Origin of the sequence: Porphyrobacter sp. TH134 (genome assembly GCF_002855495.1) — a bacterium.
Classification (GTDB): domain Bacteria; phylum Pseudomonadota; class Alphaproteobacteria; order Sphingomonadales; family Sphingomonadaceae; genus Erythrobacter.
This window is the reverse complement of record NZ_PKRO01000023.1, coordinates 21,856-47,180: the sequence shown is the minus strand read 5'-3', so window position 1 is coordinate 47,180 and position 25,325 is coordinate 21,856. Positions and strand designations below refer to the sequence as shown.

Annotated in this window: 26 protein-coding genes; 11 read left to right on the top strand and 15 right to left on the bottom strand. The window is 65.4% G+C overall.

Features of this window, described 5'->3' with window-relative positions; genetic code table 11:
• Nucleotides 1-155 precede the first annotated feature (155 nt).
• The 4 genes from C0V72_RS10845 (at nucleotide 156) to C0V72_RS10830 (ending at nucleotide 3,105) form a co-directional block, all read left to right on the top strand.
• Nucleotides 156-770 (top strand): acyltransferase family protein, encoded by a 615-nt coding sequence (locus C0V72_RS10845; RefSeq protein ID WP_143704574.1) that lies wholly within the window; start codon nucleotides 156-158, stop codon nucleotides 768-770.
• Nucleotides 771-939: 169 nt separating this feature from the next.
• On the top strand, nucleotides 940-1,530 hold the full coding sequence (locus tag C0V72_RS10840; RefSeq protein ID WP_101794151.1) for a GNAT family N-acetyltransferase: 591 nt from the start codon (nucleotides 940-942) through the stop codon (nucleotides 1,528-1,530).
• Nucleotides 1,531-1,549: 19 nt separating this feature from the next.
• Nucleotides 1,550-2,536 carry an asparaginase gene (locus C0V72_RS10835; RefSeq protein ID WP_101794150.1) on the top strand — a complete coding sequence of 329 codons (987 nt, stop codon included), beginning with the start codon at nucleotides 1,550-1,552 and terminating at the stop codon, nucleotides 2,534-2,536.
• Between the two features lie 77 nt (nucleotides 2,537-2,613).
• Nucleotides 2,614-3,105 (top strand): nucleoside deaminase, encoded by a 492-nt coding sequence (locus C0V72_RS10830; protein ID WP_101794149.1) that lies wholly within the window; start codon nucleotides 2,614-2,616, stop codon nucleotides 3,103-3,105.
• A 54-nt stretch (nucleotides 3,106-3,159) separates the two neighbouring features.
• Here C0V72_RS10830 and C0V72_RS10825 read toward each other — a convergent pair whose 3' ends face one another.
• The 3 genes from C0V72_RS10825 to fmt all read right to left on the bottom strand — a co-directional run bounded on the left by C0V72_RS10825 (nucleotide 3,160) and on the right by fmt (nucleotide 6,154).
• Nucleotides 3,160-4,272 (bottom strand): zinc-binding dehydrogenase, encoded by a 1,113-nt coding sequence (locus tag C0V72_RS10825; RefSeq protein WP_101794148.1) that lies wholly within the window; start codon nucleotides 4,270-4,272, stop codon nucleotides 3,160-3,162.
• Nucleotides 4,273-4,389: 117 nt separating this feature from the next.
• Nucleotides 4,390-5,142, bottom strand: coding sequence for a tRNA pseudouridine(38-40) synthase TruA (truA, locus tag C0V72_RS10820; RefSeq protein WP_101794147.1), 753 nt, complete (start codon nucleotides 5,140-5,142; stop codon nucleotides 4,390-4,392).
• Nucleotides 5,143-5,248: 106 nt separating this feature from the next.
• Nucleotides 5,249-6,154: a methionyl-tRNA formyltransferase gene (gene fmt / locus C0V72_RS10815; RefSeq protein ID WP_101794146.1), complete on the bottom strand. Its 906-nt coding sequence runs from the start codon at nucleotides 6,152-6,154 to the stop codon at nucleotides 5,249-5,251.
• A 112-nt stretch (nucleotides 6,155-6,266) separates the two neighbouring features.
• Between fmt and recR the strand changes: the two genes are divergently transcribed.
• The 3 genes from recR (at nucleotide 6,267) to C0V72_RS10800 (ending at nucleotide 9,203) form a co-directional block, all read left to right on the top strand.
• Nucleotides 6,267-6,863, top strand: coding sequence for a recombination mediator RecR (gene recR / locus C0V72_RS10810; protein ID WP_101794145.1), 597 nt, complete (start codon nucleotides 6,267-6,269; stop codon nucleotides 6,861-6,863).
• Nucleotides 6,864-6,910: 47 nt separating this feature from the next.
• A complete protein-coding gene (def, locus tag C0V72_RS10805) occupies nucleotides 6,911-7,486 on the top strand; it encodes a peptide deformylase (protein ID WP_101794144.1) in 576 nt (191 codons plus the stop codon).
• A 220-nt stretch (nucleotides 7,487-7,706) separates the two neighbouring features.
• Nucleotides 7,707-9,203, top strand: a complete 1,497-nt coding sequence (locus tag C0V72_RS10800; protein WP_101794143.1) for a DNA recombination protein RmuC — start codon at nucleotides 7,707-7,709, stop codon at nucleotides 9,201-9,203.
• On the opposite strand, the gene C0V72_RS10795 is transcribed toward C0V72_RS10800, so the two are convergent.
• From C0V72_RS10795 to C0V72_RS10765, 7 genes are all read right to left on the bottom strand, one after another.
• Complete coding sequence (locus C0V72_RS10795) at nucleotides 9,173-9,970, bottom strand: TrmH family RNA methyltransferase (protein ID WP_101794142.1); 798 nt, start codon at nucleotides 9,968-9,970, stop codon at nucleotides 9,173-9,175. The two genes, C0V72_RS10800 and C0V72_RS10795, sit on opposite strands and share 31 nt — an antisense overlap.
• A 32-nt stretch (nucleotides 9,971-10,002) precedes the next feature.
• Nucleotides 10,003-10,281, bottom strand: a complete 279-nt coding sequence (locus tag C0V72_RS10790) for an HPr family phosphocarrier protein (RefSeq protein WP_101794141.1) — start codon at nucleotides 10,279-10,281, stop codon at nucleotides 10,003-10,005.
• Nucleotides 10,282-10,292: 11 nt separating this feature from the next.
• Complete coding sequence (locus tag C0V72_RS10785) at nucleotides 10,293-10,718, bottom strand: PTS sugar transporter subunit IIA (protein ID WP_101794140.1); 426 nt, start codon at nucleotides 10,716-10,718, stop codon at nucleotides 10,293-10,295.
• A 107-nt stretch (nucleotides 10,719-10,825) separates the two neighbouring features.
• Nucleotides 10,826-11,743, bottom strand: a complete 918-nt coding sequence (rapZ, locus tag C0V72_RS10780) for an RNase adapter RapZ (protein ID WP_101794139.1) — start codon at nucleotides 11,741-11,743, stop codon at nucleotides 10,826-10,828.
• Complete coding sequence (locus C0V72_RS10775) at nucleotides 11,740-12,243, bottom strand: HPr kinase/phosphorylase (protein ID WP_101794138.1); 504 nt, start codon at nucleotides 12,241-12,243, stop codon at nucleotides 11,740-11,742. The genes rapZ and C0V72_RS10775 overlap by 4 nt, the downstream gene beginning before the upstream one ends.
• On the bottom strand, nucleotides 12,240-13,844 hold the full coding sequence (locus tag C0V72_RS10770; RefSeq protein ID WP_101794137.1) for a sensor histidine kinase: 1,605 nt from the start codon (nucleotides 13,842-13,844) through the stop codon (nucleotides 12,240-12,242). The genes C0V72_RS10775 and C0V72_RS10770 overlap by 4 nt, the downstream gene beginning before the upstream one ends.
• Nucleotides 13,837-14,616 (bottom strand): response regulator transcription factor, encoded by a 780-nt coding sequence (locus tag C0V72_RS10765; protein ID WP_101794136.1) that lies wholly within the window; start codon nucleotides 14,614-14,616, stop codon nucleotides 13,837-13,839. The genes C0V72_RS10770 and C0V72_RS10765 overlap by 8 nt, the downstream gene beginning before the upstream one ends.
• A gap of 375 nt (nucleotides 14,617-14,991) precedes the next feature.
• Between C0V72_RS10765 and C0V72_RS10755 the strand changes: the two genes are divergently transcribed.
• A complete protein-coding gene (locus tag C0V72_RS10755; protein WP_101794134.1) occupies nucleotides 14,992-16,608 on the top strand; it encodes a phosphoenolpyruvate carboxykinase in 1,617 nt (538 codons plus the stop codon).
• 121 nt (nucleotides 16,609-16,729) lie between these two features.
• On the top strand, nucleotides 16,730-17,053 hold the full coding sequence (locus C0V72_RS10750) for a hypothetical protein (RefSeq protein WP_101794133.1): 324 nt from the start codon (nucleotides 16,730-16,732) through the stop codon (nucleotides 17,051-17,053).
• 11 nt (nucleotides 17,054-17,064) lie between these two features.
• Here C0V72_RS10750 and C0V72_RS10745 read toward each other — a convergent pair whose 3' ends face one another.
• From C0V72_RS10745 to C0V72_RS10735, 3 genes are all read right to left on the bottom strand, one after another.
• On the bottom strand, nucleotides 17,065-18,636 hold the full coding sequence (locus tag C0V72_RS10745; RefSeq protein ID WP_233999903.1) for a hypothetical protein: 1,572 nt from the start codon (nucleotides 18,634-18,636) through the stop codon (nucleotides 17,065-17,067).
• Nucleotides 18,637-18,730: 94 nt separating this feature from the next.
• Complete coding sequence (locus C0V72_RS10740; RefSeq protein ID WP_101794132.1) at nucleotides 18,731-20,353, bottom strand: cyclic nucleotide-binding domain-containing thioredoxin-disulfide reductase; 1,623 nt, start codon at nucleotides 20,351-20,353, stop codon at nucleotides 18,731-18,733.
• A gap of 69 nt (nucleotides 20,354-20,422) precedes the next feature.
• Nucleotides 20,423-22,273, bottom strand: a complete 1,851-nt coding sequence (locus C0V72_RS10735; protein ID WP_101794131.1) for a DUF885 domain-containing protein — start codon at nucleotides 22,271-22,273, stop codon at nucleotides 20,423-20,425.
• Nucleotides 22,274-22,347: 74 nt separating this feature from the next.
• On the opposite strand from C0V72_RS10735, the gene C0V72_RS10730 reads away from it, so the two are divergent.
• Complete coding sequence (locus tag C0V72_RS10730) at nucleotides 22,348-22,560, top strand: hypothetical protein (RefSeq protein WP_101794157.1); 213 nt, start codon at nucleotides 22,348-22,350, stop codon at nucleotides 22,558-22,560.
• A gap of 55 nt (nucleotides 22,561-22,615) precedes the next feature.
• On the opposite strand, the gene C0V72_RS10725 is transcribed toward C0V72_RS10730, so the two are convergent.
• Nucleotides 22,616-23,290 (bottom strand): energy transducer TonB, encoded by a 675-nt coding sequence (locus C0V72_RS10725; protein WP_101794130.1) that lies wholly within the window; start codon nucleotides 23,288-23,290, stop codon nucleotides 22,616-22,618.
• A gap of 204 nt (nucleotides 23,291-23,494) precedes the next feature.
• Nucleotides 23,495-24,151 (bottom strand): alpha/beta hydrolase, encoded by a 657-nt coding sequence (locus C0V72_RS10720; RefSeq protein ID WP_101794129.1) that lies wholly within the window; start codon nucleotides 24,149-24,151, stop codon nucleotides 23,495-23,497.
• Nucleotides 24,152-24,321: 170 nt separating this feature from the next.
• Here C0V72_RS10720 and C0V72_RS10715 point away from each other — a divergent pair, with 170 nt between their 5' ends.
• The gene (locus C0V72_RS10715) at nucleotides 24,322-25,317 is read left to right on the top strand and encodes a cysteine desulfurase family protein (protein WP_442792583.1); all 996 of its coding nucleotides are present in this window, start codon (nucleotides 24,322-24,324) and stop codon (nucleotides 25,315-25,317) included.
• The last annotated feature ends 8 nt before the right edge of the window (nucleotides 25,318-25,325 follow it).

Here is a 25,325-nt window from a genome sequence, read left to right as displayed (position 1 = left end):
GAGGCCGGCTTCTGATCCCTTGCATCAAAAGACACCCCCCTGTCCTCACTCGATGTCCCAGAAAAATCAAACTGGCCCGGCTTTCGCAACAGGTCTAGTTTACTCTACCGGGTGTCTTCGCGCTTAACCCCTATCCAGCTGCGATCAATGGCAGTTTGTGGACTCTGTTCTACGAAGTGCTCTGTTATGGTGGTGTGGTTGTGCTGGGGCTCGCTGGATTGTTTAGGCACCGGATGCTCTTTCTGGCTTTCACCGGCGTGGTTGCAGTCTTCTTCATTATCGCGCTGGACTGGAGCCCAACGCATCCAGCACTTCGCAGGGTCGATCTGCTCATTCAGGTGGGTTACCCATTTGTGCTTGGGATGGCTGCCTACCTGTGGCGGGACCGCTTGTCGCTCAACTGGAAGATCGGCGGCTTGCTCTGGCTACTATGCATCCCGATGCTGTATTCTGCTTATGCGCCCTTCTTCGTCGTCAGTGCGCTTGCATACTCTGTGTCAATTTTCGCCTTCGTGCCGAGAGGCGTGCTTATGCGATACAACAGCATTGGTGATTTCTCTTACGGGATCTACATCTATGCTTTTCCAATCCAGCAGCTTGTAGCGATGAATAACGCTGATTTTGGTCCGTATGAAAATATGGCCTGGTCATTTCCTCTTGTACTCATCATTGCGATCGCCTCTTGGAAATTCATCGAGGAACCCGCGTTGCGATACACGGACTGGCTGGCTGATCGCTTCCAGATCATGAAGGCGAGGGTCGGGGCTTAACGCGGAAGGCTTGTTTAACAGCCGAGCCGGCCCAGAGGGCCGCAACCCGTCCAGCGCCAACGGTCCAGAGGCAGTGGTGCCTGCTAGCATCGCATATTCGCCAGACCTGGGATATCCTCGGGCAGCGATCCCGCCTTGGGACGCAGCGCGAACACGGTTATGAAGCGGCATGATCATTGAGACGCAGCTGAATGATGGAACGCCCGTCTGCATTCGCCGGGTGCGCAAGGATGATGAACAGCGCATCAAGGATGGAATCGCGCAGCTTTCGCCCCAGTCGCGCTATCTGCGGTTCTTTTCCGGCATGCGCGAGGCGCCGCCGCAGGTGATCCGCGCGCTGGTCACGGTCGATGGGCACGATCACATCGCGTGGGGCGCGCTGCGCTCGGATTTGCCCGAAGTGCCAGCGCTGGGCGTGGTCCATGCCTTCCGCGAAGCTGATGATCCGGGCGCCGCGGAGTTTTCGGTCGCGGTGGTGGATGCCTATCATGGCCGCGGCCTTGCGCGTCTGCTGACAGCGGTGCTGCTGCTCGATTGCCAGCGCGAAGGGTTGGCGCGGCTGTCGGTCAACATCCTGCCCGAAAACCGCCCGGCGCTGACGCTGGTCCGCTCGCTCGGGGCGGAAGGGAAGGGGTTTGATGCCGGCGTCTCGCAGCTGGAGATCGACATTGCCGAGGCGCTGTCAGCGCTCAGGGCGGAAAGCGATGTGCCGGGGCTGGCGGCGGTCTTCGATCAGTTCGGCGCTTCCAACGGGCTGTGACAGCCTCTAGGGCGGGGGGATGATACCCCCTCGCATTCTCGTATTGGGCACCGGCGGCACGATTGCCGGTGCGGGCAGCAGCGCCACGGGCGCAGCGTACCGGCCCGGCGGCCTCGCGCTCGAAACCCTGATTGCGCACCTCGATGCGCTGGGCCTTGCAGCGCAGCTGGTGCCGCAGGATGTGGCGCGGATCGGCTCGCAGGATATCGGCATGGCGGAATGGCGCGCGCTCCACGCGGCGTGCATGGGCGCACTGGCCGATCCGGCGGTGGACGCGGTGATCATCACCCACGGCACGGATACGGCAGAGGAAACCGGCTTCCTGCTGGATCTGACGCTGCCCACCGCCAAGCCGGTGATCCTTGTCGGGGCGATGCGGCCCGCCGATGCGGTGGGCACGGACGGGATGCGCAACTTCGCCAATGCGGTGAAGGTGGCGAGCGACGCAGCGGCGGCCGGGCGCGGCGTCATGCTGGTGATGGGCGATGCGGTGCTGCCCGCGCGCGATGCGCGGAAGGCCGCGACCAGCGCCATCGACGCCTTCCGCACCTTCCCGCGCGGCCCGCTGGCGCGCGTGACCCCCTCAAGCCTCGACTGGTTCGGCCCGCCCCACCGGTTGGGAGAGCCGGCGCGCTATCCGTTCCCGGCAGAGCTGCCGCGGGTCGCGATCCTCACGGCGGGCGCGGGGATGGATGCAAAGCCGGTCGAAGCCCTGCTCGGCATCGGCGCGCGCGGGATCGTGCTGGCGGGCATGGGGCAGGGCAATGCCCCGGCGAGCGTGCTGGAAGCCCTGTCCCGTGCGGCGGCGAGCGGCGTCCCGGTGGTCCGCGCCAGCCGCGTCGATGAAGGGCTGGTCGACCGCAATGTCGAGGTCGATGACGATGCCTTGGGGCTGGTCGCAGCACGGGCGCTCGGCCCGGCCAAGGCGCGGATGCTGCTGATGGTGCTGGTGGCCAGCGGGATCACGGACGCGGACGAAGTGCAGGCGGCGTTTGACAGGGGGTAAGGCCTCCCGCCCGCATTCAGCATGGACCTTAACGGGGGATAGTGGCCTTATCACCCCATGCAAACCATGAGGACCCCATGACGCCCGACGATGAAACATGGATGCGCGAGGCGATTGCGCTGGCACGGACCAAGGGCAGCACCCCTGCCGATACGCCGATTGCCGCGATCATCGTGCGCGATGGGGCGATCATCGCCGCCGAAACCAACCGCACCGCCGAAGACAACGACGCCACAGCCCATGCGGAAATCTGCGCGTTTCGGGCGGGCGGGGCCAAAGTGGGCGATATGGAACTGCGCGGGGCGACGCTCTATTCGACGCTCCAGCCGTGCGGGATGTGCACCATGGCGAGCATCTGGGCCAAGGTCGGCCGGATCGTTTACGGTGCCGGGCGCGATGATGTTCACAAGATGTATTTCGAGGACCGTAATCTCGATACGGTCGATTTCATCCGCGATGCTTACCGCGATGATCTGAGCCTTGAGGGCGGGTGCCTGAAAGACGAATGTGCCGCGCTGTATTATCGCCCCGACGATGATGTGCCCGAGGAAGAGCAGGGCAATATCTGATCGGCCGGGCGCAGCAAGGGCGGGCACGCAGCAGCGGCCCGCCCGGTGCGCGGCTTAGCCCCAGGGTGTGACCAGATATTTCTCGCCGGTCTTCATCTGGCGGTAATCGCAGATCGCGGGCTTTTCGAGCATCCCTTCGAGTGTCACCTTCGCCTTGTAATGACTGGCAAAGGTGGTGGTGAGGTTCGCCTGGACGCGGGCCCGCATCCGCACCACGGTCTCCATCCCGGCGCGCGCGAGGAACGGCGTCAGCAGCCACCCGGCGATGCTCCATTGCAGGCCATAGGACGGCGTCAGGATGGTCGGGTTCTGGAGATCGAGCCGTCCGTAGATATACATCTTCTTCTGCTGGTTCGAGCCATAGCGCGAGAACTCGCTCATCTGGCTGACCGCGACCTGCTCCATCGCCTTCAGCACGCCGTCAGACGCCTGACCGCCGCCGATCGGATCGAAGCCGAGGAACGCGCCCGTCTCGGCAATCGCGGCGCGCAGGTCGGCCATGTAGGTGGGGGCGGAGCTATCGACCACGTAAGTCGCGCCCTGCGCCTTGAGCATCGCCACGTGTTCCGGCTTGCGGACGATGTTCACCAGCTTCATCCCGTCATCGATGCAGATGCGGTTGAGCATCTGGCCCAGGTTCGAGGCGGCGGCCAGGTGGACGATGGCCGAGTGGCCCTCCATCTTTGCAGTCTCGACAAAGCCCAGCGCAGTCATCGGGTTGACGAAGCTGGAGGCGCCGGTTTCGGGCGAATGCTCGCCCAGCGGCAGGCACATCATCGCGTCGGCGATGGCGTATTGCGAGAAGGCGTTGCCGGGCACGCAGGCAACGCGCTGGCCCATCAGGGCCTTGGCCATGTCGCTGTCACCCGTCGCGATTACCGTGCCGGCGCCTTCGTTGCCGGCGGGAAGCCGCTGGCCGTGGCGGGCCTTGTTCCCCGAAAGGAAGGGCTCGGGCATCGTGGCAACGACCTTGCCGGGAGTGTATTCGGCGGTCTCGAAATCAGCCGCGCTGGTCAGGATCGCGAGATCCGAAGGATTGATCGGCGCGGCCTCCATCTTGACCAGCACCTGATTGCCGGTGGGCGCGGGGAACTGGCTTTCCGCCACTTCCAGCGTCAGCTTGCCGTCGGCGGTGAGGGTGGTGAAAAGCTGCTTTCCGGTGGTCATGGCGATGTTCTCCCGTCCATTTTTCGTCATTGCGAGGAGCCGAAGGCGACGCGGCGATCCAGCTCCGGAACTGGATTGCTTCGCTACGCTCGCAATGACGAGATGGCTAGGGTGACGTTACGTCACTATTTCGGGATAGGTCGCCGCGACGAAATAGAGCCCGTGCGGCGGGGCGTTCAGCCCCAGCGCGCCCCGGTCGCGCGCCGCCAGCGCCTCGGCCATGCGGCGTTCCGGCCATGTGCCCGCACCCACCAGCTTGAGGCAGCCCACCATCGAGCGCACCTGATGGTGAAGGAAGCTGCGCGCAGCGGCGTGGATGTGGATTTCCTCGCCCACCCGCTCCACGTCCAGCTGATCGAGCGACTTCACCGGATCGGCCGCCTGACAATGGACTGACCGGAAGGTGGTGAAATCGTGCCGCCCCACCAGCGCCTGCGCCGCGCGGTGCATCGCGTCCGCGTCGAGCGGCTGGGCGACATGCCACGCCCGGTCGCGCTGAAGGGTCAACGGCGCGCGGCGGGCGGCGATCCGGTACAGGTAACGCCGGCTGGTGCAGGAAAAGCGCGCATGCCAATCATCCGGCACCACCTCGCAGGCGGTCACCGCGATGGGATCGGGCCGCACCTGCGCGTTGATTGCGGCCATCAGGCGAAAGGGGTCGAAGGGCTTTTCGATATCGACATGGCTGCGCATCGCCAGCGCGTGAACGCCCGCATCCGTGCGCCCGGCGGAGTGCAAGGTGACAGTCTCGCCGGTGATCCGGTGCAGCGCGTCCTCAACGGACTGCTGCACGCTCGGCCCGTGGGACTGGCGTTGCAGCCCGAAGAAGGGCGTGCCGTCGAATTCCAAGGTGAGGGCGAAGCGGGTCATTGCGCCAATCCGTCACCCCAGCGAAAGCTGGGGCCTAGGGCCGAATGCGCAGTGCTCGCCGCACTAGGCCCCAGCTTTCGCTGGGGTGACGAGAAAGGGTGGGTTTTCACGAAAGCACCGTCTTCGCCGCCACCGGCCGACCGCGCAGGAAATCGCTGCGCTCCAGCACCGGTTTGCCCGCGCGCTGAAGCCGCAGGGGCCGGATCGCGCCCATCCCGCAGGCGATGGTGAAGTCGTCGTCCAGCACCGTTCTGGGCGCACCGCTGGCGTCTGCCACCTCGGCGAGCAACAGCTTCACGCGTTCGCCCGCCAGCTCAAACCAAGCACCCGGAAACGGCGCCAGCCCGCGCACCTTGCGTTCGATCACCTCGGCACTTTCGGCCCAGTCGATCTTGCCTTCCGCCTTGTCGATCTTGGGCGCGTAGATCGCTGCCGTGTCGTCCTGTACCTCGGGCGGGAAGGCGCCGAGATCGGCCAGCACCTCCACCATCGCCGCTGCGCCCAGCGTGCCCAGTTCGCCGAACAGCTCGCCCGTCGTCTTGCGCCCCACCGGCACGGCGACCTTGTGGAGCATCGGCCCGGTATCCAGCCCCGCTTCCATCTGCATGATCGTCACGCCCGTCTCCACGTCGCCCGCCATCACCGCGCGGTGGATCGGCGCCGCCCCGCGCCAGCGCGGCAGCAGGCTGGCGTGGATGTTGAGGCAGCCATGCACCGGCGCACCCAGCACCGCCTGTGGCAGGATCAACCCGTAAGCCGCGACCACCGCCACATCGGCATGCAGCGCCGCGAATTCCGCCTGCGCTTGCGGGTTCCTGAGCGATGCTGGGACACGCACCGGCACGCCCAAACCCTCCGCCGCCACTTGCACGGGCGAGGGGCTGAGCTGCTTGCCCCGTCCCGCTGGCCGCGGCGGCTGGGTGTAGACGCAGGCGATCTCGTGCCCCGCTTCGTGCAAAGCGCGCAAGGCCGGCACCGCGAAATCGGGCGTTCCCATAAAAACTACACGCACGTCACCAGTCCCGTTCGCCCTAAGCTTGTCGAAGGGCTGTCCTTACTTCTATCGCGGACAAAAGAAAGACAGGCCTTCGACAAGCTCAGGCCGAACGGAGTATAGCCGGAGCATGGCATCGCAAGAGATCGAAGCGCTGAGTTCCGCACTGGCCCGCCTGCCCGGTCTGGGCCCGCGTTCGGCGCGCCGTGCGGTGCTGTGGCTGGTCAAGCACCGCGAAACGGCCTTGCCGGCTCTGCTCGAAGCCTTGGCGGGGGTGGCCGAGACGCTGGTCGAATGCCAGACCTGCGGCAATGTCGACACCCGCGACCCTTGCGGCATTTGCGCCGATCCGCGCCGCGATGCCCGCGCGCTGTGCGTGGTCGAGGAGGTTTCCGACGTCTGGGCATTGGACCGGGCCCGGCTGTTTCCGGGGCGCTACCACGTGCTGGGCGGCCGGCTGTCGGCGCTAGACGGGATTGCGCCCGACAATCTCAACATCGCCAGCCTGCTCACCCGGGTGGAAGCCGGCGGGATCGATGAAGTCGTGCTGGCGATGAATGCCACGCTGGAAGGGCAGACCACCGCGCACTACGTCGCCGAGCGGCTCGAAGCCTTCCCGGTGCGTGTCACTCAGCTTGCCCACGGATTGCCTGTTGGCGGAGAGCTCGATTACCTCGATGAAGGCACACTGGCGCAAGCCCTGCGGGCCCGGCGGCCGGTGGGATAGCACGCGGCGCGTTGAAATCCGCGCATCCCTCGCCTAAGTAGCGCGGCATGGCTATCCGCGAAATCCTTGAAGTGCCGGACCCCCGGCTGAAGACCATCTCTGTTCCGGTTGAACCGCACGAGTTCGGCGACGACCTGCGCACGCTGGTCGAAGACATGTTCGAAACGATGTACGATGCCCCCGGCATTGGCCTGGCCGCGATCCAGGTCGGCGTGCCCAAGCGCGTGCTGGTGATCGACCTGCAACCCGACGATCCGGATGCCGAGCCGGTCGAATGTTCATCGCATGGCGGACACAAGCACACGCATCCTGCCACCAAGAAGGAACCGCGGGTGTTCATCAACCCGGAAATCCTCGATCCCGCAACCGAGCTGTCGTCCTATCAGGAAGGGTGCCTTTCCGTCCCCGAGATCTACGCCGATGTCGAACGCCCGGCGACCTGCCGCGTGCGGTATCAGGATCTGGACGGCAACACCCATGAAGAGGCGCTCGAAGGGCTGATGGCGACGTGCCTCCAGCACGAGATGGACCATCTGGAAGGCATCCTGTTCATCGACCACCTGTCGCGGCTGAAGAAGGCGATGGCGCTGAAGAAGCTGGAAAAGATCCGCCGCGCGGCGTAACTGATTTGCGAAGGCGCCTGCGCGCCTTCGTCCTCGCTGCGTTTCGTGCTGTGCACGAGCAGCTGCGGGCGGCCGGTTGGCCTTGCAGCGCCTTGCGCCGATGTGAGCGCTATTCTCACCTCCACGTCACCCCGGACTTGATCCGGGGCTCGGCTTTTTTCTTGTTGGAAAGCGCGACGCGGGCCTGGCGTTCACTATACGTTCCATGTAGGCTCGTCGCATGGACCTTGCGATACTCTCGATTCTCGCCCTCGTTATCGGCGCTGCGCTCGGCTGGTTTTTCGCTGCGCGCCCGCTTGCTGACCTGCGTGCACGGCTGGCAGCGGCGGAAGCGGCGGGGGCTGAGGGGGAGGCGCGGTTTGCCCGCGCCATCGCCGAATTGGGCGAAGCGCGGATCGAGGTGGCCGGGCTGAAAGAGCGCGCCGGGCAGGCCGATGGCTTGCTGACCCGGCTTGATGCTGTGCAGGCCGACCGGACGCTGCTGGCGCAGCGGCTGGCCGCGCTGGAAAGCGCTGCGGCCGAGCGTGAAAAGGCGTTCGCTGAACAGAAGGCCGGGCTGATCGCCGCGCAAGAATCCTTGCGCAAGGAATTCGAAAACGCTGGCAGCCGGGTGCTCGAACAGGCCCAGAAGGCTTTCCTCGAACGCGCCGACGCGCGTTTTCGTCAGTCGGAAGAAGCGGGCGAAGCCAAGCTCAAGGCGCTGCTGTCTCCGGTGGGTGAACGGCTGGCGAGTTACGAAAAGCAGGTCGCCGAACTGGAGGCCAAGCGGACCGATGCTTTCGGGCAGCTCACGGGCGTCATCCAGTCGATGCGCGAAGGGCAGGAAGAAATCCGCAAGGAAGCCCGGCGGCTCGGCAATTCTCTCACCAACGCGCCCAAAGCGCGCGGACGCTGGGGGGAGCGCGCGCTTCAGAACGTGCTCGAACAATGCGGCCTTGCCGAACATACCGATTTTCACCTCGAACAATCGCTCGAGACGGAAGAAGGCCGGTTGCGGCCCGATGCGATTGTCAATGTGCCGGGCCAGAAGAAGCTGGTGATCGACGCCAAGGTATCACTGAACGCCTATCAGGCCGCGTTCGAAGCGGATGACGAGGGTGAACGCAAGCGCCACCTCGATCTGCACGCCAAATCGATGCGCGGGCATGTGCAGACGCTGGGTTCCAAAAGCTACCAGAGCCAGTTCGACGACGCGCCCGATTATGTGGTGATGTTTGTGCCGGGTGAACACTTCGTTGCCGCCGCGCTCGAACATGATCCCGAATTGTGGGACTTCGCCTTCCGCAACAAGGTGCTGCTGGCAACCCCGACCAACCTCGTGGCGATTGCCCGCACAGTCGCGCAGGTGTGGCGGCAGGACAAGATGGCGTCCGAGGCCGCAGAAATCGGGCGGATGGGCGCGGAATTGTATGACCGCCTCGCCACGGCTGCCGAGCACCTGAAGCGTGTGGGCGGGGGCCTGGAAAGCGCCGTCAACAATTACAACAAGTTCGTCGGTAGCTTTGAACGCAACGTGCTCTCGTCAGGGCGGCGTCTGGCGGAGAAGGGCGTCGAAATCGGGAAGCGCGAAATTGAAGCCGTGCCGCTGGTGGAAAGCGCCCCGCGTTACAATGCAGCCGATGGCGATGCGGTCGCGGCCGAATATCCGGCGCTGCAACCGCGCAAGGACGCAGCGGAGCAGCTGCGCTACCCCTCCAGCCCCGCCAGCACTTCGTAAGCCAGCACCGCGCCTGCCACAGCAGCGTTCAGCGAATCTGCCCGGCCTCGCATCGGCATCGTCACCCTCAGGTCACACGCCGCCTCGTATTCCTCGGGCAGCCCCTGCGATTCGTTGCCCACCAGAATGAAGCACGGCGCAGCGTAAGGCGCGCCGCGATAGGGCACGGCATCGCGCAAGCTTGCTGCCACCAACTGGCCGGCTCCGCTGCGCAGCCACGGCACAAACTCCTCCCACCGCGCCTGCGCCAGCCCCACGGTGAACAGCGCGCCCATGCTCGCGCGCACGGCTTCGGCGCTGAACGGATCGGCGCAATCGTCGATCAGGATCAGCCCGCCCGCGCCGACCGCATCGCAGGTTCGCAGCATGGTCCCCAGGTTGCCCGGATCGCGCAAGGCCTGCGCGACCAGCCAGATCGGCGCCCGGCTGCGGTCCAGCAGGCCGAGCGCGGTGTCCCATTCATCAAACACCCCGGTCACCGACTGGGCGTTATCCTTGCCGGTGATCTTGGAAAGGATGTCAGGGCTGGTTTCGATCACCTCGCCGCCCGCTGCGATAACATCGGCCTCAAGCGCGGCCAGCAAGGCATGCTGGCGGCCCTCGGCCATGACCAGCGTCTGCGGCACCCGGCCTGAAGCGCGCGCATCTTCCAGCAGCCGCAGACCCTCGACCAGAAACTGGCCGCTGCGTTTGCGATGCTTCTTGTCGCGCAAGGACCGCAGATATTTGACGGTCGGATTGGAAAAGCCGGTGATGTGCTTGCGCATGGCAGAACCGCTGGCGGCAGAAAGCCCCTGCGTCAATCCTCGCCGAAGCCGCCTGTGACCAGCGCGATCAGATCGGACAGCACGGCTTCGGCGTTGTCACCTTCGACCATCACTTCGACCGTATCGCCCTTGGCCGCCCCCAGCATCATCAAGCCCAGGATCGACCCGCCGGCCGCGCTGTGCGGCGCTTTGGTGACGGTCACCTTCACCCCATCAGGCAAGGCGGCGACCGCGCCGACGAACTTCGCGCTCGCCCGGGCGTGCAGACCCCGGCGGTTGACGATCGTTACGCTCTGTCTGGCTTCCCCCACCGCGATTGTCCTCAGGTTTTCGCGCGTGCAGGCGCTGTGTCCTGCCCCAGCAATTCGCTGGCGATGGTGATGTAATTGCGCCCGGCGGTCTGCGCGGCCAGCACGGCAGCAGTCACATCCATCGCCTTGCGCGCTCCGGCGAGGCGGATCAGCATCGGCAGATTGATGCCCGCAATCACTTCGACATGCCCGGCATTCAGCAACGAGATCGCCAGGTTCGATGGCGTGCCGCCGAACAGGTCGGTGAGGATGATGACGCCGCTGCCCTGATCGACCGTGGCGATGGCCTCGGCGATGTCGGCGCGGCGCTGCTCCATGTCATCATTGGGGCCGATGCAGACCGTGACGATCCCGTCTTGCGGGCCGACAACGTGCTCCATAGCCTCGACAAATTGGTCCGCGAGGCGGCCATGAGTTACCAGGATCAAGCCGATCATGTGTGAATAGGGGTCCGTTAACTGCCCGCCCGAGGGGCTGCCTTACGCGTTAATACCATGCCGGACAATGCGCGGGGTGCATTGAAGCAGCGAATTTGCGGCCACGCCTAGCGCCGATCACGTTCGATCGCGTCAGCCGCGCGGGAGCCGAGATTGCGGTGCCGGACAGTGGGCGAAAATCCCGCGCTGCGCAAGGCCTGCGCCATCTGCTCGGCGGCGAAGACCGAACGGTGTCTCCCGCCGGTACACCCGAAGGCGACGTGGACATAGGGTTTGCCCTGTGCAGCATAGCGCGGCAGCAGCAATAGCAGCAGGTCGCGGATCCGTGCGAAGGCGTCGGCAAAGGCCGGATCGCGGGTGATATGTTCGCCCACTGCGGCGTCCTGCCCGGTCTGGTGGCGCAAATGCGGCACCCAGTGCGGATTGTCGAGAAACCGCATATCGAACACCAGATCGGCCAGCGGCGGCATGCCCCGCGCAAAGCCGAAGCTCGACAGGGTGAGCGTCAGCGGCGTCCCGCTGGTGGCCGGGGCGAACAGCTCGCGGATCTTGCCTTGCAGATCATTGCTGGTCATCGCGGTGGTATCGATCATCACTTCGGCCCAGCGGCGCAGCGGTTCCAGCAATTCGCGCTCGGCCGCGATCCCCTCCATGACGGGGCGGCCATCGGCCATCGGGTGACGGCGGCGGGTTTCGTTGAAGCGCCGTTCCAGCTCGCCCCCAGCGCAGTCGAGGAACAGGAACGAGAGCGCAATATCGGGCCGGGCTGCCAGGTCTTTGACCAGTGCTATGATGTCGGCAGGGACAAAACCGCGGGTGCGCGAATCGAACCCGATCGCCAGCGGCCCGCGCGCATCATCCGGCCCCGAGACAAGACGCTTGAGCATGCGGACCGGGAAATTGTCGATGGTCTCCCAGCCCAGATCCTCCAGCACAGCCAGCGTCGTCGACTTGCCGGCCCCCGCCAGCCCGGTGACAAGCAAGAGCGGGCGGGTTGCAGGAAGGGAGGCGGCGGGTTCGCTCATGCGTTGTCATCTGGCGTGTTCGCGGCGCAAAGGGAAGCCGGTTCGACCACCAGACCATGATGCCGCAGCGCCCATTCGGCGCGCAGGGCCGGGGCAAGGGCACCCGGATCAAAGGCGAGCACCGGCACGGCAATCCCGCAGACCATCCGGCAGGCCAGGGGCGTTTCGGGCAGGCGTTCGGGCGCGCCGCCGCCCAGCGACAGCAGCAGCGCCGCAGGCGTGGGCGGGGCCGTGGGCAGGCTGACAAGGCCCACCCCGCGCACTTCGATCAACCCGGCGATGCGGGGCGGCTGGCTGGCGAGCAGGCGATTGCCAGCCGCCGTCAGCGTTACGGCATCATCACCGATCAGCACGGCCCCCCGATCGATCAGCGCCAGCGCAAGGCTCGATTTCCCGCTGCCCGGCGGGCCTTCGATCAGCAGCGCACGGCCAGCAATGGCGACCGCGCTGGCCGGAAATACGATGCCTGGCTCGAAACCGGGGCTGTCCGGCCCGCTCATAGCGCAGCCGGTAGCGTCAGGCGCAGGCAGGCGCCGGGTGCGCCATCGGCGCGGGAATCGGCCGCCAGCGTGCCATCGTGCGCTTCGGCAATGGCCCGGCCAATCGCCAGACCCAAGCCGGAGTGATTGCCGAAACTCTCGCCATCGGGCCGGTCGGAATGGAACCGCCGGAAGATGTCTTCGCGCCGCTCGGGAATGATCCCGGGGCCTTCATCGCAGACTTCGGTGATGATCTTGCTGCCGGCCCGGCGGATCGCCACGCTGACCACGCCTGCGGGGGGAGAAAAGGACACCGCATTGTCGATCAGGTTTTCGGCCACCCGCTCCAGCTGGGTCGGCACGCCCATGACACACGACGCAGAAGGGGTGCCGGGCGCGCCGGGCGTGTCCAGCATGACCAGCCGCCGGCCCCCGTTCATGCCGCGATCATCGCGGCTGCGGATGATGTTTTCGAACAATTCGGCCAGATCGACGCGTTCCAGCTTCGCGCGGCTGATTTCGGCATCGACCCGGCTGGCGGCGGCGATTTCGGTGACGAGCCGGTCGATCCGGCGCACGTCATGGGTTGCGATCTGGATCAGCTGGGCGCGCAGGTCCGGGTCTTCGACGCGGGGCAGGGTGTCGATCGCGCTGCGCAGGGACGCCAGCGGGTTCTTGATTTCGTGCGCCACATCCGCGGCAAAGGTGTCAACCGCGTCGATCCGCTGGCGCAGCGCCGCTGTCATGTCCGATACCGCGCGGGCCAGCAGCCCGATCTCGTCGCTGCGCTGGGGCAGGCGCGGCACCTCGACCTCGCGGTCACGCCCTTGCCGCACCCGCACCGCCGCGCGCGCCAGCAGCCGCAAGGGGGTGACGATGGTGCGCGCCAGAAACAGCGACAGCAGCGCCGATGCCGCCATCACCAGCAGCATCGCCAGAAACAGGGTGGTGCGCGCCGCGCGCACGCTTTCGGTAATGTCGACCGCGTTGCGCACTGTCAGCAGCGTTGCACCCTGCAAGCCGACGGGCACAGCGGCGGTGATGACGGGGGTGCCGTCGCTCCAGTCGTACAGCCGCACCTGGCTGAGGCCCAGCTCGCGCGCCCGGGCCAGTTCAGGCCAGGCGTCGGCGTCTTGCGAATCGGGCTCGGTATAGTCCTGCACCGCCTCGGCGCTGACAATGGTATCGACGGTGCGATCCAGCCAGCGCGCAAAGCGCTGCTCCCAGTCATCATCGCGGATGTCGTTGAAACTGAACGCAGGTTCGGCCAGGGCAAAGCTGTCGGCGGTCAGCTTGCCCTTGGTATCGAACAGGCGCAGGCGCATGCGCTGTTCCTTGCCGATCTGCACCAGCAGCGCCTCCTGCCGCTCCCGCGTGGCGCCCGCCAATGCTTCGGCGGTGATCTGGGCTTCGATCCGCGCCAGCTTGAAGCGTTCATTGATGAGCTGCGTGCGGTAGCTGTCGAGATAGAACAGCCCGCCGCCCAGGATCAACAGCGGCAGGATGTTGACCGCAAGGATGCGGCCCGTCAGTGGGAAGCGCCCGGTGCCGCTGGACGACGATCTGCCGGCGCTCGCCTGTTCAACGGCGCGCGCGTCGGCGCGCTGCTGCTGGTCAGCCATCGGTGAAGCTGTAGCCGGCGCCATACAAGGTATCGATCGCGTCGAAGGCCTGATCGACGCCCTTGAACTTGCGCCGCATCCGTTTGATGTGGCTGTCAACCGTCCGGTCATCGACGAACACATCGTCAGGATAGGCGGCGTCCATCAACTGGTTGCGGCTTTTGATGACGCCGGGCCGGATGGCGAGCGCTTCAAGGATCAGGAATTCGGTGACCGTCAGGCTGACAGGTTCACCGTCCCACGTCACCTGATGCCGGGCCGGGTCCATGAACAAGCGCCCGCGCGTCAACGTGGCCGGGGCAGGTTCGGGCTGAGTGGCCGGATTGGCGCCGGCCGCCAGCGGTTCTGCGCGGCGCAGGATCGCGCGAATGCGGGCGATCAGCAGGCGCAGGCTGAACGGCTTGGCGATGTAATCATCCGCGCCCAATTGCAGCCCGGCTTCCTCGTCGCTTTCATCATCCTTGCTGGTGAGGAAAATCACCGGCAGCGCCGATTGGCTGCGCAGGCGTTGCAACAATTCCATGCCGTCCATCTTGGGCATCTTGATATCAAACACGGCGAGGTCAGGCGGGTTGTCGAGCAGCGCCTTCAATGCGGTTTCACCGTCGGAATACAGCCGGGTGGCAAAGCCTTCGGCCTGCAACGCGATCGACACCGTGGTAAGGATGTTGCGATCATCATCGACCAGCGCGATCTGAAGCTTGCGGGCGTCTGCGCCGGGGTGCTCGGCTGCGCCGGGTTGGGCAGCAGGTTCGGTGGTGCCTTCGGACATGGCCGCTATCCTCTTTGCCCCTGCGCTTGCATTGGGTGTGGTTAGCGCCAAGCGGCGGTGATCGCAATGGCACTGCCCAGCATGGCCTGACGCCGGATCACGGTCGGCGAAGCGGAAATTGCCGGCCCCGCATTATTGCTATGCGCCGCAGCGTTTGACGCAAATGGCCTTGCCACGTAAAAGCTGCCGCAGGGATCAGGCAGCTTGGCGAAGCGAAATCCGCCCACGGTTGCATACGTATGCGCAGATGCTACGGGATGCGGGCAAGGGGTCGGAGATTCGCGCGCTTCGGGCGGATTGTGACCTTTTGACCATCACGACCTGTCGATCATCATTGGACCGACCTTTTCTTAGCTGCCTTCGCCCAGGAGACGTATGTTGACCTCGCTCGCAACCCCGCTGGCCGCCCAGAACCTCCACACCAGCGCGCGCCTCTATGCCAATCTCGGCACGGCTGCGCTGGTCGAACATGCGCTGGCCAAGGGCGAGGGCAAGCTGACCAAGCACGGCGCGCTGCTGGTCGATACCGGCCGCTTCACCGGGCGCAGCGTCAAGGACAAGTATATCGTCCGCGATGCCGAAACCGAAAGCACGATCAACTGGGGCACGATCAACCAGCCGATGAGCGAGGCGCACTTTGCCGCGCTGAAGGCAGACTTCCTCAAAGAGCTGGAAGGGCAAGAGGAACTCTATGTCGCCGATCTGTTCGGCGGCTCGCAGCCCGAATACCGCGTCAACGTCCGCGTCATCAACCAGATGGCGTGGCACAACCTGTTCATCCGGACGCTGCTGGTGCGCCCCACCGCGGAAGAACTGGCGGATTTCGTCCCCGAATACACCATCATCAACCTGCCGAGCTTCAAGGCGAACCCCGAACGTCACGGCTGCCGCAGCGACACGGTGATCGCGGTCAGCTTCACCGAAAAGCTGATCCTGATCGGCAACACCGAATATTCGGGCGAAATGAAGAAGGGCGTGTTCGGCCTTTTGAACTACCTCCTGCCCGCGCAGGGCGTGATGCCGATGCACTGTTCGGCCAATATCGGCGCGGACGGCAAGAGCGCGATCTTCTTCGGCCTCTCGGGCACCGGCAAGACCACGCTTTCGGCTGACGCCAGCCGCACGCTGATCGGCGATGACGAGCATGGCTGGTCGGACACCGCAGTCTTCAACTTCGAAGGCGGCTGCTACGCCAAGATGATCAACCTGTCTGCCGAGGGCGAGCCGGAGATCTACGCCACCACCAAGATGTTCGGCACGATCCTCGAAAACGTGGCGATGGACGAGACGACCCGCGAGCTCGATTTTACCGATAGCAGCAAGACGGAAAACACCCGCGGCGCTTACCCCATCGAGTTCATTCCGAACACGTCGGAAAAGAACCTCGGCCTGGCGCCGTCGAACGTCATCATGCTGACCGCCGATGCCTTCGGCGTCCTGCCTCCGATCGCGCGGCTGACCGCAGATCAGGCGATGTATTACTTCCTCAGCGGCTACACCGCCAAGGTCGCCGGCACCGAAATCGGCGTGACCGAGCCGGAAGCCACCTTCTCGACCTGCTTCGGTGCTGCTTTCATGCCGCGCCACCCCAGCGTCTATGGCAACCTCCTTAAGGAGCGGATCGGCAAGGGCGGCGCGGAATGCTGGCTGGTCAACACCGGCTGGACCGGCGGCAAGTATGGCACCGGCAGCCGCATGCCGATCAAGGCGACCCGCGCGCTGCTGAACGCCGTGCTCGATGGCAAGATGGACGCAGTGGAGTTCCGCAAGGACCCGAACTTCGGCTTTGACGTGCCGGTGCATGTGCCGGTGCTGGCCGCAGCCGGGATCGATCAGACCATCCTCGACCCGCGCAGCACCTGGGCTGACGCGGCCGAATATGACGCGACCGCCAAGAAGCTGGTGCAGCTGTTCATCGACAACTTCGCCCAGTTCGAAGCCCATGTCGATGAAGGCGTGCTGCAAGCCGCGCCGGCACCCGTCGCCGCCTGAGCGCGCATTACAAGTTGGAGAGGGGAGCCCCGCCCGGCGTAAGATCGGTGCGGGGCTTTTTCTTTGAATAGTCCCGCGTTTGGCCCACACTCGTCAAAAGAACGACTCGGAGGAAAACGACATGAGCATTCTCGACGGTATTCTGAAGAACATCGGCGGCGCGCCGGATGATGTGGTGAACCTTGCGACCAAGCTGGGGATTGACCCGGCGATGGCCGAACAGGCGATTGCCGCGCTGGGCAAGACGCACACGATGGACGGCGACACCGTGACGCTGGCAGCGGAAAAGACCGGCATTTCGCCCGACATCCTCAATCAGGTCGTTACGGCGATTGGCGGCGAAGGATCGCTCAGCCATTTCGCCTCTATGCTCGACCGGGATGGCGATGGCAGCCCGATCAATGACATCTTGGGTATGGCCAAGGGTCTCTTCGGCAAAAGCTGAAAGGCGCGCGCTCAGCCTTCGGCAACCGCCACTTCGGGGACCTCGACAGGCTCGGGCAAGGTGGTGAGGTCGAGCGGCACGTCATCGGGCGCATCGGCCATCGCCGCGATCAATTGCTTGGCGCGCGTCGCTGCCACGCCGCCGTGGGGATTGGCCGCAACCGGCGCAATGAAGCCGCGGGCGATGGTGATCTTGCCTTCGCCCGCCAGCATTATCCCGGCATTGATCTGCAAGTCATGATCGAAAGGCGCGAGCACCGCCGCGCGCTCCAGTGCGGCGCGCGCAGTCTCGTTAGGCGGAAGCCCGCGCTCAACCTGCGCGCGGAAGAAATAGATCAGCGGCAGCGGATGGTCCGCCTCCAGCTTGTTGAGCGCGACGAAGGGCTTGATCGCGGCGACATAGGCCGCCTTGCGCGCGCCCCCATCGGCCTCGGCTGCCTGGCGGAACAGGGCATAGCCTTTCTGCACATAGGCATTGGCCCGCGCGGGATCGCGGGCAATCGCCGCGTCGGCGGCGGCAATGGCGGCGACATCGTTGCCCGCGTCGAACTCCGCCTCGGCTAAGGCGGTCAGTACGCCCGGATCATCGGGGAACCTGGCCGCCACCAGCCGCGCTTCGCCCAGCAGCACTGCGGCTTCTTCGGCATCCACGCCGCGCTGCGAGCGGATCTGGAGCGGCATCATCGCCGCCTCCCCCTCGGTCAGCGAACGCAGGGTAATGGTGCCGGACTTGAGCTTGGTCGGCGGAATGTCCAGCGACAGCATCTTGGGCTTGCGGGCATAGGCCTTGAGGTCGCGCTCCAGCTTGTCGAGATCGCCGAATGCCGCTTCGCCGGCTGCCTTCTGCTCCATACCATTGAACAGGTTCGCCAGATAAGCGTTCAGCTGTCCTTTGCGCACCTCATCGAAGGTCAGATAGTGATAGAGCAGCCAACTCTTGGCGTAGAAGGCGTCATGACCCTTGACCTTCTTTTCCTCATAGACAGCCGGGTCGAGCAGCTCGCGCACGTGGACCGGGTCGGCAAATGCGAAATCGCCCGCGCGGTGCATTGCGGGGCGGCCAAGCCAGACCCCGCCATCGGCCTCGAAGGTCGCCGCAGCATAGAACTCGGCCGCGCCCTCGTTGAACCAGCGCGGCTTGGCAAAGCGCGAGGACGACATCAGGAAGTGGTGGGCATATTCGTGCAGCAGGATGATGGTCGAGAAATCGGGATAGCCTTTTTCGTTACGAATATCCTGCACGAAAGCCCGGCTGCCGCCTGCGCGCGGGATATAGAAACCGCCGATCCTGCTGCTGCCCGAAAGCGACCGCATCGCCCTGTCGCCGCCCACGACGTAGATGACGACGCGGTTCGAGGGGCTCGGCGCCTCGGCCTCGCGCCCGGTGACCCACACCATTGCGCTGTGGTAACGTTCGAGATTGGCGGCGAAGGTCTTGATGTCGGCGGGCCGATCATCGGCGTAGATGACGAAGTGTTCGGACGAAGCCTCGTACCATTCCGCTGCGGCGGGCGTGGCCGCTGCGGCCATTGCGGCGACGGCCATTGCGGCGGCGCAAGTGAGGCGAAAAAGCGCAAGGATCATGGCAGGCGTCCCCTCGTCTCCGGCTCTGCGAATGCCGGATAACGCGGTGCAGCATATCGCATATTTGCAGCAATGCCAGAGGCTTGTAGCTCTGTTACTCAGCCGGGCGGGTGTCTTCCAGATACTGCCAGATGCGGCTGACCACCACCGATCCTTCGCCCACCGCGCTGGCCACGCGCTTGACGGAGCCTGAGCGCACGTCACCCACGGCAAAGATGCCCGGCGCGGTGGTGGCGTAATCGTCGCCTTGCCCTGCGGCCGCTCCGGTCAGGACGAAGCCTTTGTCGTCCGTGGCGGCAAGGCCTGAAAGCCAGCCGGTGTTGGGCGCAGCGCCGATCATGATGAACAGCGCGCGGGCATTGATGCGCTGCTCGGTGTCCTTGGTCTTGAGGGTGATGCCGTCCAGCCAGGTGTCACCGTGCAGTGCGGTCACTTCGCTGTGGTAATGGATGGTGACGCGCGGATCGGCCTCCAACCGCTGCGAGAGATAGCTCGACATCGACGCCGCCAGGCTGCTGCCGCGCACCACCAGATGCACATGGGCGGCCGCGCGGCTGAGATACATCGCGGCCTGCCCCGCCGAATTGCCGCCGCCGATCACCACCGCTTCGGTGCGGGCACAGAAGCGCGCTTCCATTTCGGTCGCGGAATAGAAGATGCCCGCGCCCTCCAGCTCCTCCAGCCGATCGAGCGGCAGGCGCCGGTATTGGACTCCGGTGGCGACCAGCAGCGCGCGGGCGCAAATCTCGTCGCCGTCATCCAATGTGGCGCAATAGGCCCCGTCCTCGCGCCGCGACACGCCCTCAACCCGGCGCGGCATGACGAAGCGCGTGCCGAACTTCATCGCCTGCACCTGCCCCCGAAAGGTCAGATCGGTGCCGCTGATGCCGGTGGGAAAGCCCATGTAATTTTCGATCCGGCTGGATGTGCCCGCCTGCCCGCCCACGGCGGTATCCTCGATCACCAGCGCCCCGATGCCTTCGCTGCCCGCATAGACCGCCGCCGCCACGCCCGCAGGCCCGCCGCCAACGATCAGCAGATCGTAGGTCCGCTGCGAACAGATGCCGAGATCAAGGCCGAGATATTGCGCCACCTTGCGCGGGGTGGGCTGATCCATCCGTGTGTCCGCCCCAACGATCACGCCGGGCTGATGGCCGGTGAGATCGCACAGCGCCGTCACCTCGCGGTCGGATGCGTCCATGTCATAGCTTTGGAAGGGAATGCGGTTCCTCGACAGGAAGCGTTCGACCGCCTGCACTTGTGGATCGCGGTCCGCGCCGATCACCTTGATCGTGTCGTTGCGCGTCTCGAACTGCTTGCGCCGCCGCGCGGCGAAGACGGTGATGAGATGGTCGGACAATTCCGGCACCCGCCCCATCAGCGCCAGCATTGCCTCACGCGGGGCCTCGATCACCCTGGTATCGACCGCCGCGCGCATCCGCATGATATTGGTGCCGCCGTTGAGAAACCCGATCTCCCCCATGAACTGCGTCGGCCCGAGGCCCGAGGGCAGCAGGCGTTCGCCGGTGTGGGGATCGACGACCTCGATCTCGCCATCGACGACATAGACGAAACGATCCATCGCCTCACCGATGTCCATCACGATCTCGCCCGCGCGGTAGAGCTTTTCGCCGCCGATTTCGCCAATCGCCGCGACATGGTCGGGCGCCAGCGGCACCCGGCGCATGGTTTCAAGGTCCTGTCCCAGTGTTTCCATGCTGCCCTCCTGCCATGCGCGGGTTGCAACATGGGGTCAGGGGCGGGACTTTGCAATTAGCGGCCTGTCCTACCCCTTGGCCGCGTCGATGTAGCGGCTGACGGTGTTCGCCATCACCGACAGCGGGGCATTGCCGCCCAGAACCACGGCGGTGTTGAAGGCCTTGAAATCGTAAGCCGCGCCCAGCTCAGCCTGCGCCCGCGCGCGCTGGCGCACGATTTCGCTGTGCCCGATCTTGTAGCCGCAGGCCTGCCCCGGCCAGCTGCAATAGCGATCGACTTCTGATGCGACCTCTTCGACCTTGGACCCGTTTTCTTCGACAAAGAACTGCCGCCCCTGTTCGCGCGTCCAGCGCTTGGAATGCATCCCGGTGTCCACCACCAGCCGGCAGGCGCGGAAGGCGAGCGATTGCAGATAGCCCAGCCGCCCGACCTTGAATTCGTCATAAGCGCCCAGTTCATCTGCCAGCTGTTCGGCATAGAGCGCCCAGCCTTCGCTGAAAGCGTTGAAGGCGAGGATCGAGCGGATCAGCGGCAGGCGGTTGCTGAACTCCCCCTCCCACACGTGGCCGGGAATGCTTTCATGGAAGGTGAGGTCGGCCAGATCATATTTGCGGTGCAGATCGGTGGTGCGCAGGTTGATCCAGAAGCGGCCCGGAATGCTGCCATCCTTGCTGCCCGCCCCGCCGTAAGCCCCCGGCGCGCCGGGTTCCTCGGCCAGCGGCAGGCGGCGCACTTCCAGCGGCGGGTCGACCAGCCGGTTGAAGGCGCGCGGCATCTGCGATTTGATCCACGATACCCGGTCATTGATGAAGGCGAAGATTTCCGCGCGGCCCGGATCGCCTTGCGCAAACTGGTAGCGCGGATCGGCGCTGAGCGCCCGCATCCGTTCACCCACGCTACCTTGGGTGTAGCCGATTTCGCGCAGGATCGGGTCCATCCGGCCATGCAGATCGCGCAATTCATCAAGGCCCTGACGGTGGATTTCGTCCGGCGACAGGCTGGTGGTGGTCGAGGCGCGGATTGCCCAGTCGTAATATTCCTCGCCCTGCGGCTGTGCCCACATGCCGGCCGCATCTCTGGCGGCGGCGCGCTGGACTTTCAGTTCCGCCAGCTGCCGTTCAAGCGCGGGGACAATCCCGCGGGCCGCGATCCGCATCGCCTGATCGGCCGCGCGGTCGGCCCCGTCGATGCCTGCTGCGGCAAGCGGCCCGGCGTAGCTGTCTCCCGCTGCGCCGATGCTGGCTTCCAGCTGCGCAATCGCCTTGTCGAGCAGGAAGGCGGGCGGCACCAAGCCGGCCCCGCGCGCGTCGCGAATGCGGTCAAGCTCGCCATCGAGGATCGCCGGAACCTCCGCCAGCCGGTCCATATAGGGGCCGATATCGCCGGGCGCGGTGAGCGGCTGGGTTGAGCTGAAGAAGCGCGGCAGATCGATATAGCCGCCGACATTCTGGATCACGACATAGGGCGCATTGCGCCAGCTGCCGACCGCGACATCGCCGAAGGAAAACGCCATGCCTTCCAGCGCGCGGGTGAAGGCGGTTTCCACCACCTCAAACCCGATCTGCTGGTCATCGGGCAGGCCCTCCTTGGGATAGGCCCGCACATCGGTGACCAGTTCCTTCAGGGTCGCGGCATATTCGCTGCGCCCTGCCGCGCCCGGTGTGCCGAAGGTGGACCGCCAGGCGGCATTGTCGCCGGTGTCGACCCCAAGGCCGGTGGCGCGGCTCGGCTCATGCGCGAGCATCCGGTAGGCAATGTCGTCCAGCTTCGCTTCGGCAGTGGGCAGCGGCGGCGGCAGGGCGGGCCTTGCGACAGCGGGCTGCCTTGCTGCGCAGGCAGGCAGCATGGCAAGGGCGGAGGTGCCGGCCAGCCCCACAAGGGTCTGGCGGCGGGTGACGTCAGCGGTTCTCTCTCTCATGGCCGCAAGGTGTGGCGAGCCGCTGCGCCCAAGTCAATTGCGCCCGCCCGCCGCTGCGCGCTATGGCCGCGGGCATGACCGATATTGTGCTTTCGATCGTAATGCTGGCGGCCTTGGCGCTGGTGGCAGGCGCGTTTTTCCTGTGGCGGCGCACCGGCGAGGTCAAGAACCCCGCGCTGATGGTGCTGCTGGCGGTGATCGCGGTGGCCAATGTGCTGATCTGGACGGTGCCCAGCGACAGCGGCCAGGCACCGATTGAACAGATCAAGACCGCCGGCGAAAACTAGGGGGGTAGCCTCCTGAGCGAGGAATGGCGCGCCGCAACCGGCGCGCCAGCCCCCATCACGGTATCTGCCAGGTCACCGATCCGCTGTAGCTTCCGGCGACCGGCTTTCCGCTGCTGTCACGCGCCGCATCGAAGCGCGCGCGCTTGGTCACCAGATCACAGGTCGCCGCATCCAGCGGCGCGTGCCCGGTCGAGCGGGTAATGGTGCAACCTGTCACCCGTCCGCGCGCATCGATGGCGAGGGTGAAGGCGGCCCGGCCCGACATTTCCTCCATGATCCAGCGCGGGCGATAATCCTGATTGGTCACCCACTTGCCCTGATTGCCTGTGGGCCGCGCGCCGACGGGGTCGAAGGGGGACGCGCTGGGTACGGGTTGCGGGATGACCAGATCGCCGGTGCCGATCGGCAGGCCGGGCAGCTCGCCAGAACCGTACAACGGCCCGATGGGGTCGATGATGAGGGTGTTGGTCGGCGCGATTGTCGTCGTCCCTGCGGGGCGCGGGGCGCTGTCGGCGGCTTTCTGGTCGGGCTGCGGCTTGTCAGGCGTGGGCGGCGGTGGGGGCAGGGGGGCCTGCGTGATGGTTTCGCCCGTAAGCCGGGGCTTGTCGGGCACGGTCACCACGGTCACCGCAAGACCGGCGACCAGCAAAGCGCCGAAGGCACCGGGTATTCCCAGCGCTCCGGCAAGCGCGGCGGCGTTGGGGCGTCTATTGGCAGAAGCGTATGTCATGCAGGGGCTCCTCTCTCCATCATCGTGGGAGCAGTGGCCGGAGTGCAGATGACACCAACGCAGCGAGCACGAACCCTCCGGCCCCGCTCACTCACGAAAGTACTATGAATTTTGCTAGGGGCGAAATGGTTTCGAGTTGCGACTGAAAACCATTCGTAACTTTTGCAGGCGTGCCCGAGGAGGCGGGCACGCCCACAGAAATACCTACTTGATCGGGCAGTCCGGCGAGAGGCGGAAGTCGAGGTAATTGTCGACCGCGCGCATCATCTCGTCCAGCTCGTTCTCAAAGAAGTGGTTGGCGCGCGGGATTTCTTCGTGGTGGATGGTGATGTGCTTCTGGGTGCGCAGCTTGTCGACCAGTTTGACCACCGCGCCCGGCTGCACCACCGTATCGGCCGCGCCCTGCACGAAGATACCGCTGGCGGGGCAGGGGGCTAGGAAGCTGAAATCATACATGTTGGCGGGCGGCGCAACCGAGATGAAGCCGCGCACTTCCGGGCGGCGCATCAGCAATTGCATCCCGATCAGCGCGCCGAAGCTGTAACCGGCGATCCAGGTGCTTTGCGCTTCGGGGTGGATCGATTGCACCCAGTCCAGCGCGCTGGCCGCATCGCTGAGTTCGCCCACGCCGGAATCAAAGCTGCCCTGGCTGCGGCCCACGCCGCGGAAATTGAAGCGCAGGGTGGCAAAGCCGCGGTCGGCGAAGGTCTTGTAGAGCCGTTGCACGATCCGGTCATTCATCGTCCCGCCGCCTTCGGGGTGCGGGTGCAGGATCATCGCCACGGGCGCGCGCGGGCGCGGCGGGGGCGAGAAACGGCCTTCGAGACGGCCTTCGGGGCCGGGGAAGATGACTGAGGGCATCGGTAAACCTTATGAACGAGAAGCGGCACCGGCTGGCGCTGGAAAATGCCGGGCCTATATAGGCAGCCTCGCCGAAATCGCAATTTTTTCTCAGGATGCGCGCCATTCCCGACCGGGTCTACCTCGATCACGCCGCCACCAGCCCCCTGCGCCCTGAAGCGCGGGCCGGGATGGAAGAGGGGTTCCGGCTGTGGGCCAACCCATCTTCGCCCCATGCAGAGGGGCGCAAGGCGCGCGCCGCGCTGGAGGATGCGCGCGAGCGGATCAAGCGGTCGTTGGGGTGGGACGGGGAGCTGATCTTCACCAGCGGCGCGAGCGAGGCTTTGTGGATTGCGCTGGGCCGCGCAAAGGCGAAGCGCCGGATCGTCAGCGCGGTGGAGCATGACGCGGTGTTCAGGGCGGCGCCGGATGCTGAGGTTATTCCGATCCCGCCCTTTGGCGCGGAGCCTGACCGTGAGGCGCTTGGCGAAGCACTGGGGCGGGGCAAAGCAATCTTCGCGCTCCAATCACTCAACTCCGAGACCGGCACACGGATGCTCGATGTGGGCTCTGAGCATAGCCAAGACCTCGCGCGGCAGGTGCGCGCAGCAAGTGGGTTGCTGCTTGCCGATTGCTCGCAGAGCGCGGGCAAGCGGCCGCTGCCTGATGCTGACATGATCGTGGTCAGTGCGCACAAGTTCGGCGGGCCGATTGGTATCGGCGCTTTGCTGGTGCGTGATTTTTCCCTGCTTGAACCGGGCGGCGGGCACGAGCGCGGTTATCGCCAAGGCACCGAAAATCTGCCGGGTGCGATGGGCATGGCAGCAGCACTGGAGGCTGGCGGGCTGGACAGCTGGGCGACGAGCGAAAGCGAGCGGCTCGATTTCGGCCAGACTATTTGGGCAGCGGGCGAGGGGATCGTAATGGGGCCACAATGCTCCCACATCTTCGCCGTCGCCCACCCCACCATCAGTGCCCAAGCCCTGCTGATCCGCCTCGACGCCATGGGCTTTGCCGTCTCGGCGGGCAGCGCGTGTTCTTCGGGCACACTCAAGAAAAGCCGGGTGCTCGATGCTTTTGGCGTGCCCGATGATGTCGCGGCGCGCACGATCCGGGTGAGCCTGGGGTGGTCGACCACGCCCGAGGAACTAGAGCGGTTTGCCGAGGCTTGGGGGTCGCTCATTTAACCCCCATC

Excerpts from the sequence above, each read along its gene's own strand:
- C0V72_RS10840 (WP_101794151.1), top strand. The coding sequence starts at position 940 with ATGATCATTGAGACGCAGCTGAATGATGGAACGCCCGTCTGCATTCGC.
- C0V72_RS10835 (WP_101794150.1), top strand. The coding sequence starts at position 1,550 with ATGATACCCCCTCGCATTCTCGTATTGGGCACCGGCGGCACGATTGCC.
- C0V72_RS10830 (WP_101794149.1), top strand. The coding sequence starts at position 2,614 with ATGACGCCCGACGATGAAACATGGATGCGCGAGGCGATTGCGCTGGCA.
- C0V72_RS10825 (WP_101794148.1), bottom strand. The coding sequence starts at position 4,272 with ATGACCACCGGAAAGCAGCTTTTCACCACCCTCACCGCCGACGGCAAG.
- truA (WP_101794147.1), bottom strand. The coding sequence starts at position 5,142 with ATGACCCGCTTCGCCCTCACCTTGGAATTCGACGGCACGCCCTTCTTC.
- recR (WP_101794145.1), top strand. The coding sequence starts at position 6,267 with ATGGCATCGCAAGAGATCGAAGCGCTGAGTTCCGCACTGGCCCGCCTG.
- def (WP_101794144.1), top strand. The coding sequence starts at position 6,911 with ATGGCTATCCGCGAAATCCTTGAAGTGCCGGACCCCCGGCTGAAGACC.
- C0V72_RS10800 (WP_101794143.1), top strand. The coding sequence starts at position 7,707 with ATGGACCTTGCGATACTCTCGATTCTCGCCCTCGTTATCGGCGCTGCG.
- C0V72_RS10795 (WP_101794142.1), bottom strand. The coding sequence starts at position 9,970 with ATGCGCAAGCACATCACCGGCTTTTCCAATCCGACCGTCAAATATCTG.
- C0V72_RS10785 (WP_101794140.1), bottom strand. The coding sequence starts at position 10,718 with ATGATCGGCTTGATCCTGGTAACTCATGGCCGCCTCGCGGACCAATTT.
- rapZ (WP_101794139.1), bottom strand. The coding sequence starts at position 11,743 with ATGAGCGAACCCGCCGCCTCCCTTCCTGCAACCCGCCCGCTCTTGCTT.
- C0V72_RS10775 (WP_101794138.1), bottom strand. The coding sequence starts at position 12,243 with ATGAGCGGGCCGGACAGCCCCGGTTTCGAGCCAGGCATCGTATTTCCG.
- C0V72_RS10770 (WP_101794137.1), bottom strand. The coding sequence starts at position 13,844 with ATGGCTGACCAGCAGCAGCGCGCCGACGCGCGCGCCGTTGAACAGGCG.
- C0V72_RS10765 (WP_101794136.1), bottom strand. The coding sequence starts at position 14,616 with ATGTCCGAAGGCACCACCGAACCTGCTGCCCAACCCGGCGCAGCCGAG.
- C0V72_RS10755 (WP_101794134.1), top strand. The coding sequence starts at position 14,992 with ATGTTGACCTCGCTCGCAACCCCGCTGGCCGCCCAGAACCTCCACACC.
- C0V72_RS10750 (WP_101794133.1), top strand. The coding sequence starts at position 16,730 with ATGAGCATTCTCGACGGTATTCTGAAGAACATCGGCGGCGCGCCGGAT.
- C0V72_RS10745 (WP_233999903.1), bottom strand. The coding sequence starts at position 18,636 with ATGATCCTTGCGCTTTTTCGCCTCACTTGCGCCGCCGCAATGGCCGTC.
- C0V72_RS10740 (WP_101794132.1), bottom strand. The coding sequence starts at position 20,353 with ATGGAAACACTGGGACAGGACCTTGAAACCATGCGCCGGGTGCCGCTG.
- C0V72_RS10735 (WP_101794131.1), bottom strand. The coding sequence starts at position 22,273 with ATGAGAGAGAGAACCGCTGACGTCACCCGCCGCCAGACCCTTGTGGGG.
- C0V72_RS10730 (WP_101794157.1), top strand. The coding sequence starts at position 22,348 with ATGACCGATATTGTGCTTTCGATCGTAATGCTGGCGGCCTTGGCGCTG.
- C0V72_RS10725 (WP_101794130.1), bottom strand. The coding sequence starts at position 23,290 with ATGACATACGCTTCTGCCAATAGACGCCCCAACGCCGCCGCGCTTGCC.
- C0V72_RS10720 (WP_101794129.1), bottom strand. The coding sequence starts at position 24,151 with ATGCCCTCAGTCATCTTCCCCGGCCCCGAAGGCCGTCTCGAAGGCCGT.
- C0V72_RS10715 (WP_442792583.1), top strand. The coding sequence starts at position 24,322 with ATGGAAGAGGGGTTCCGGCTGTGGGCCAACCCATCTTCGCCCCATGCA.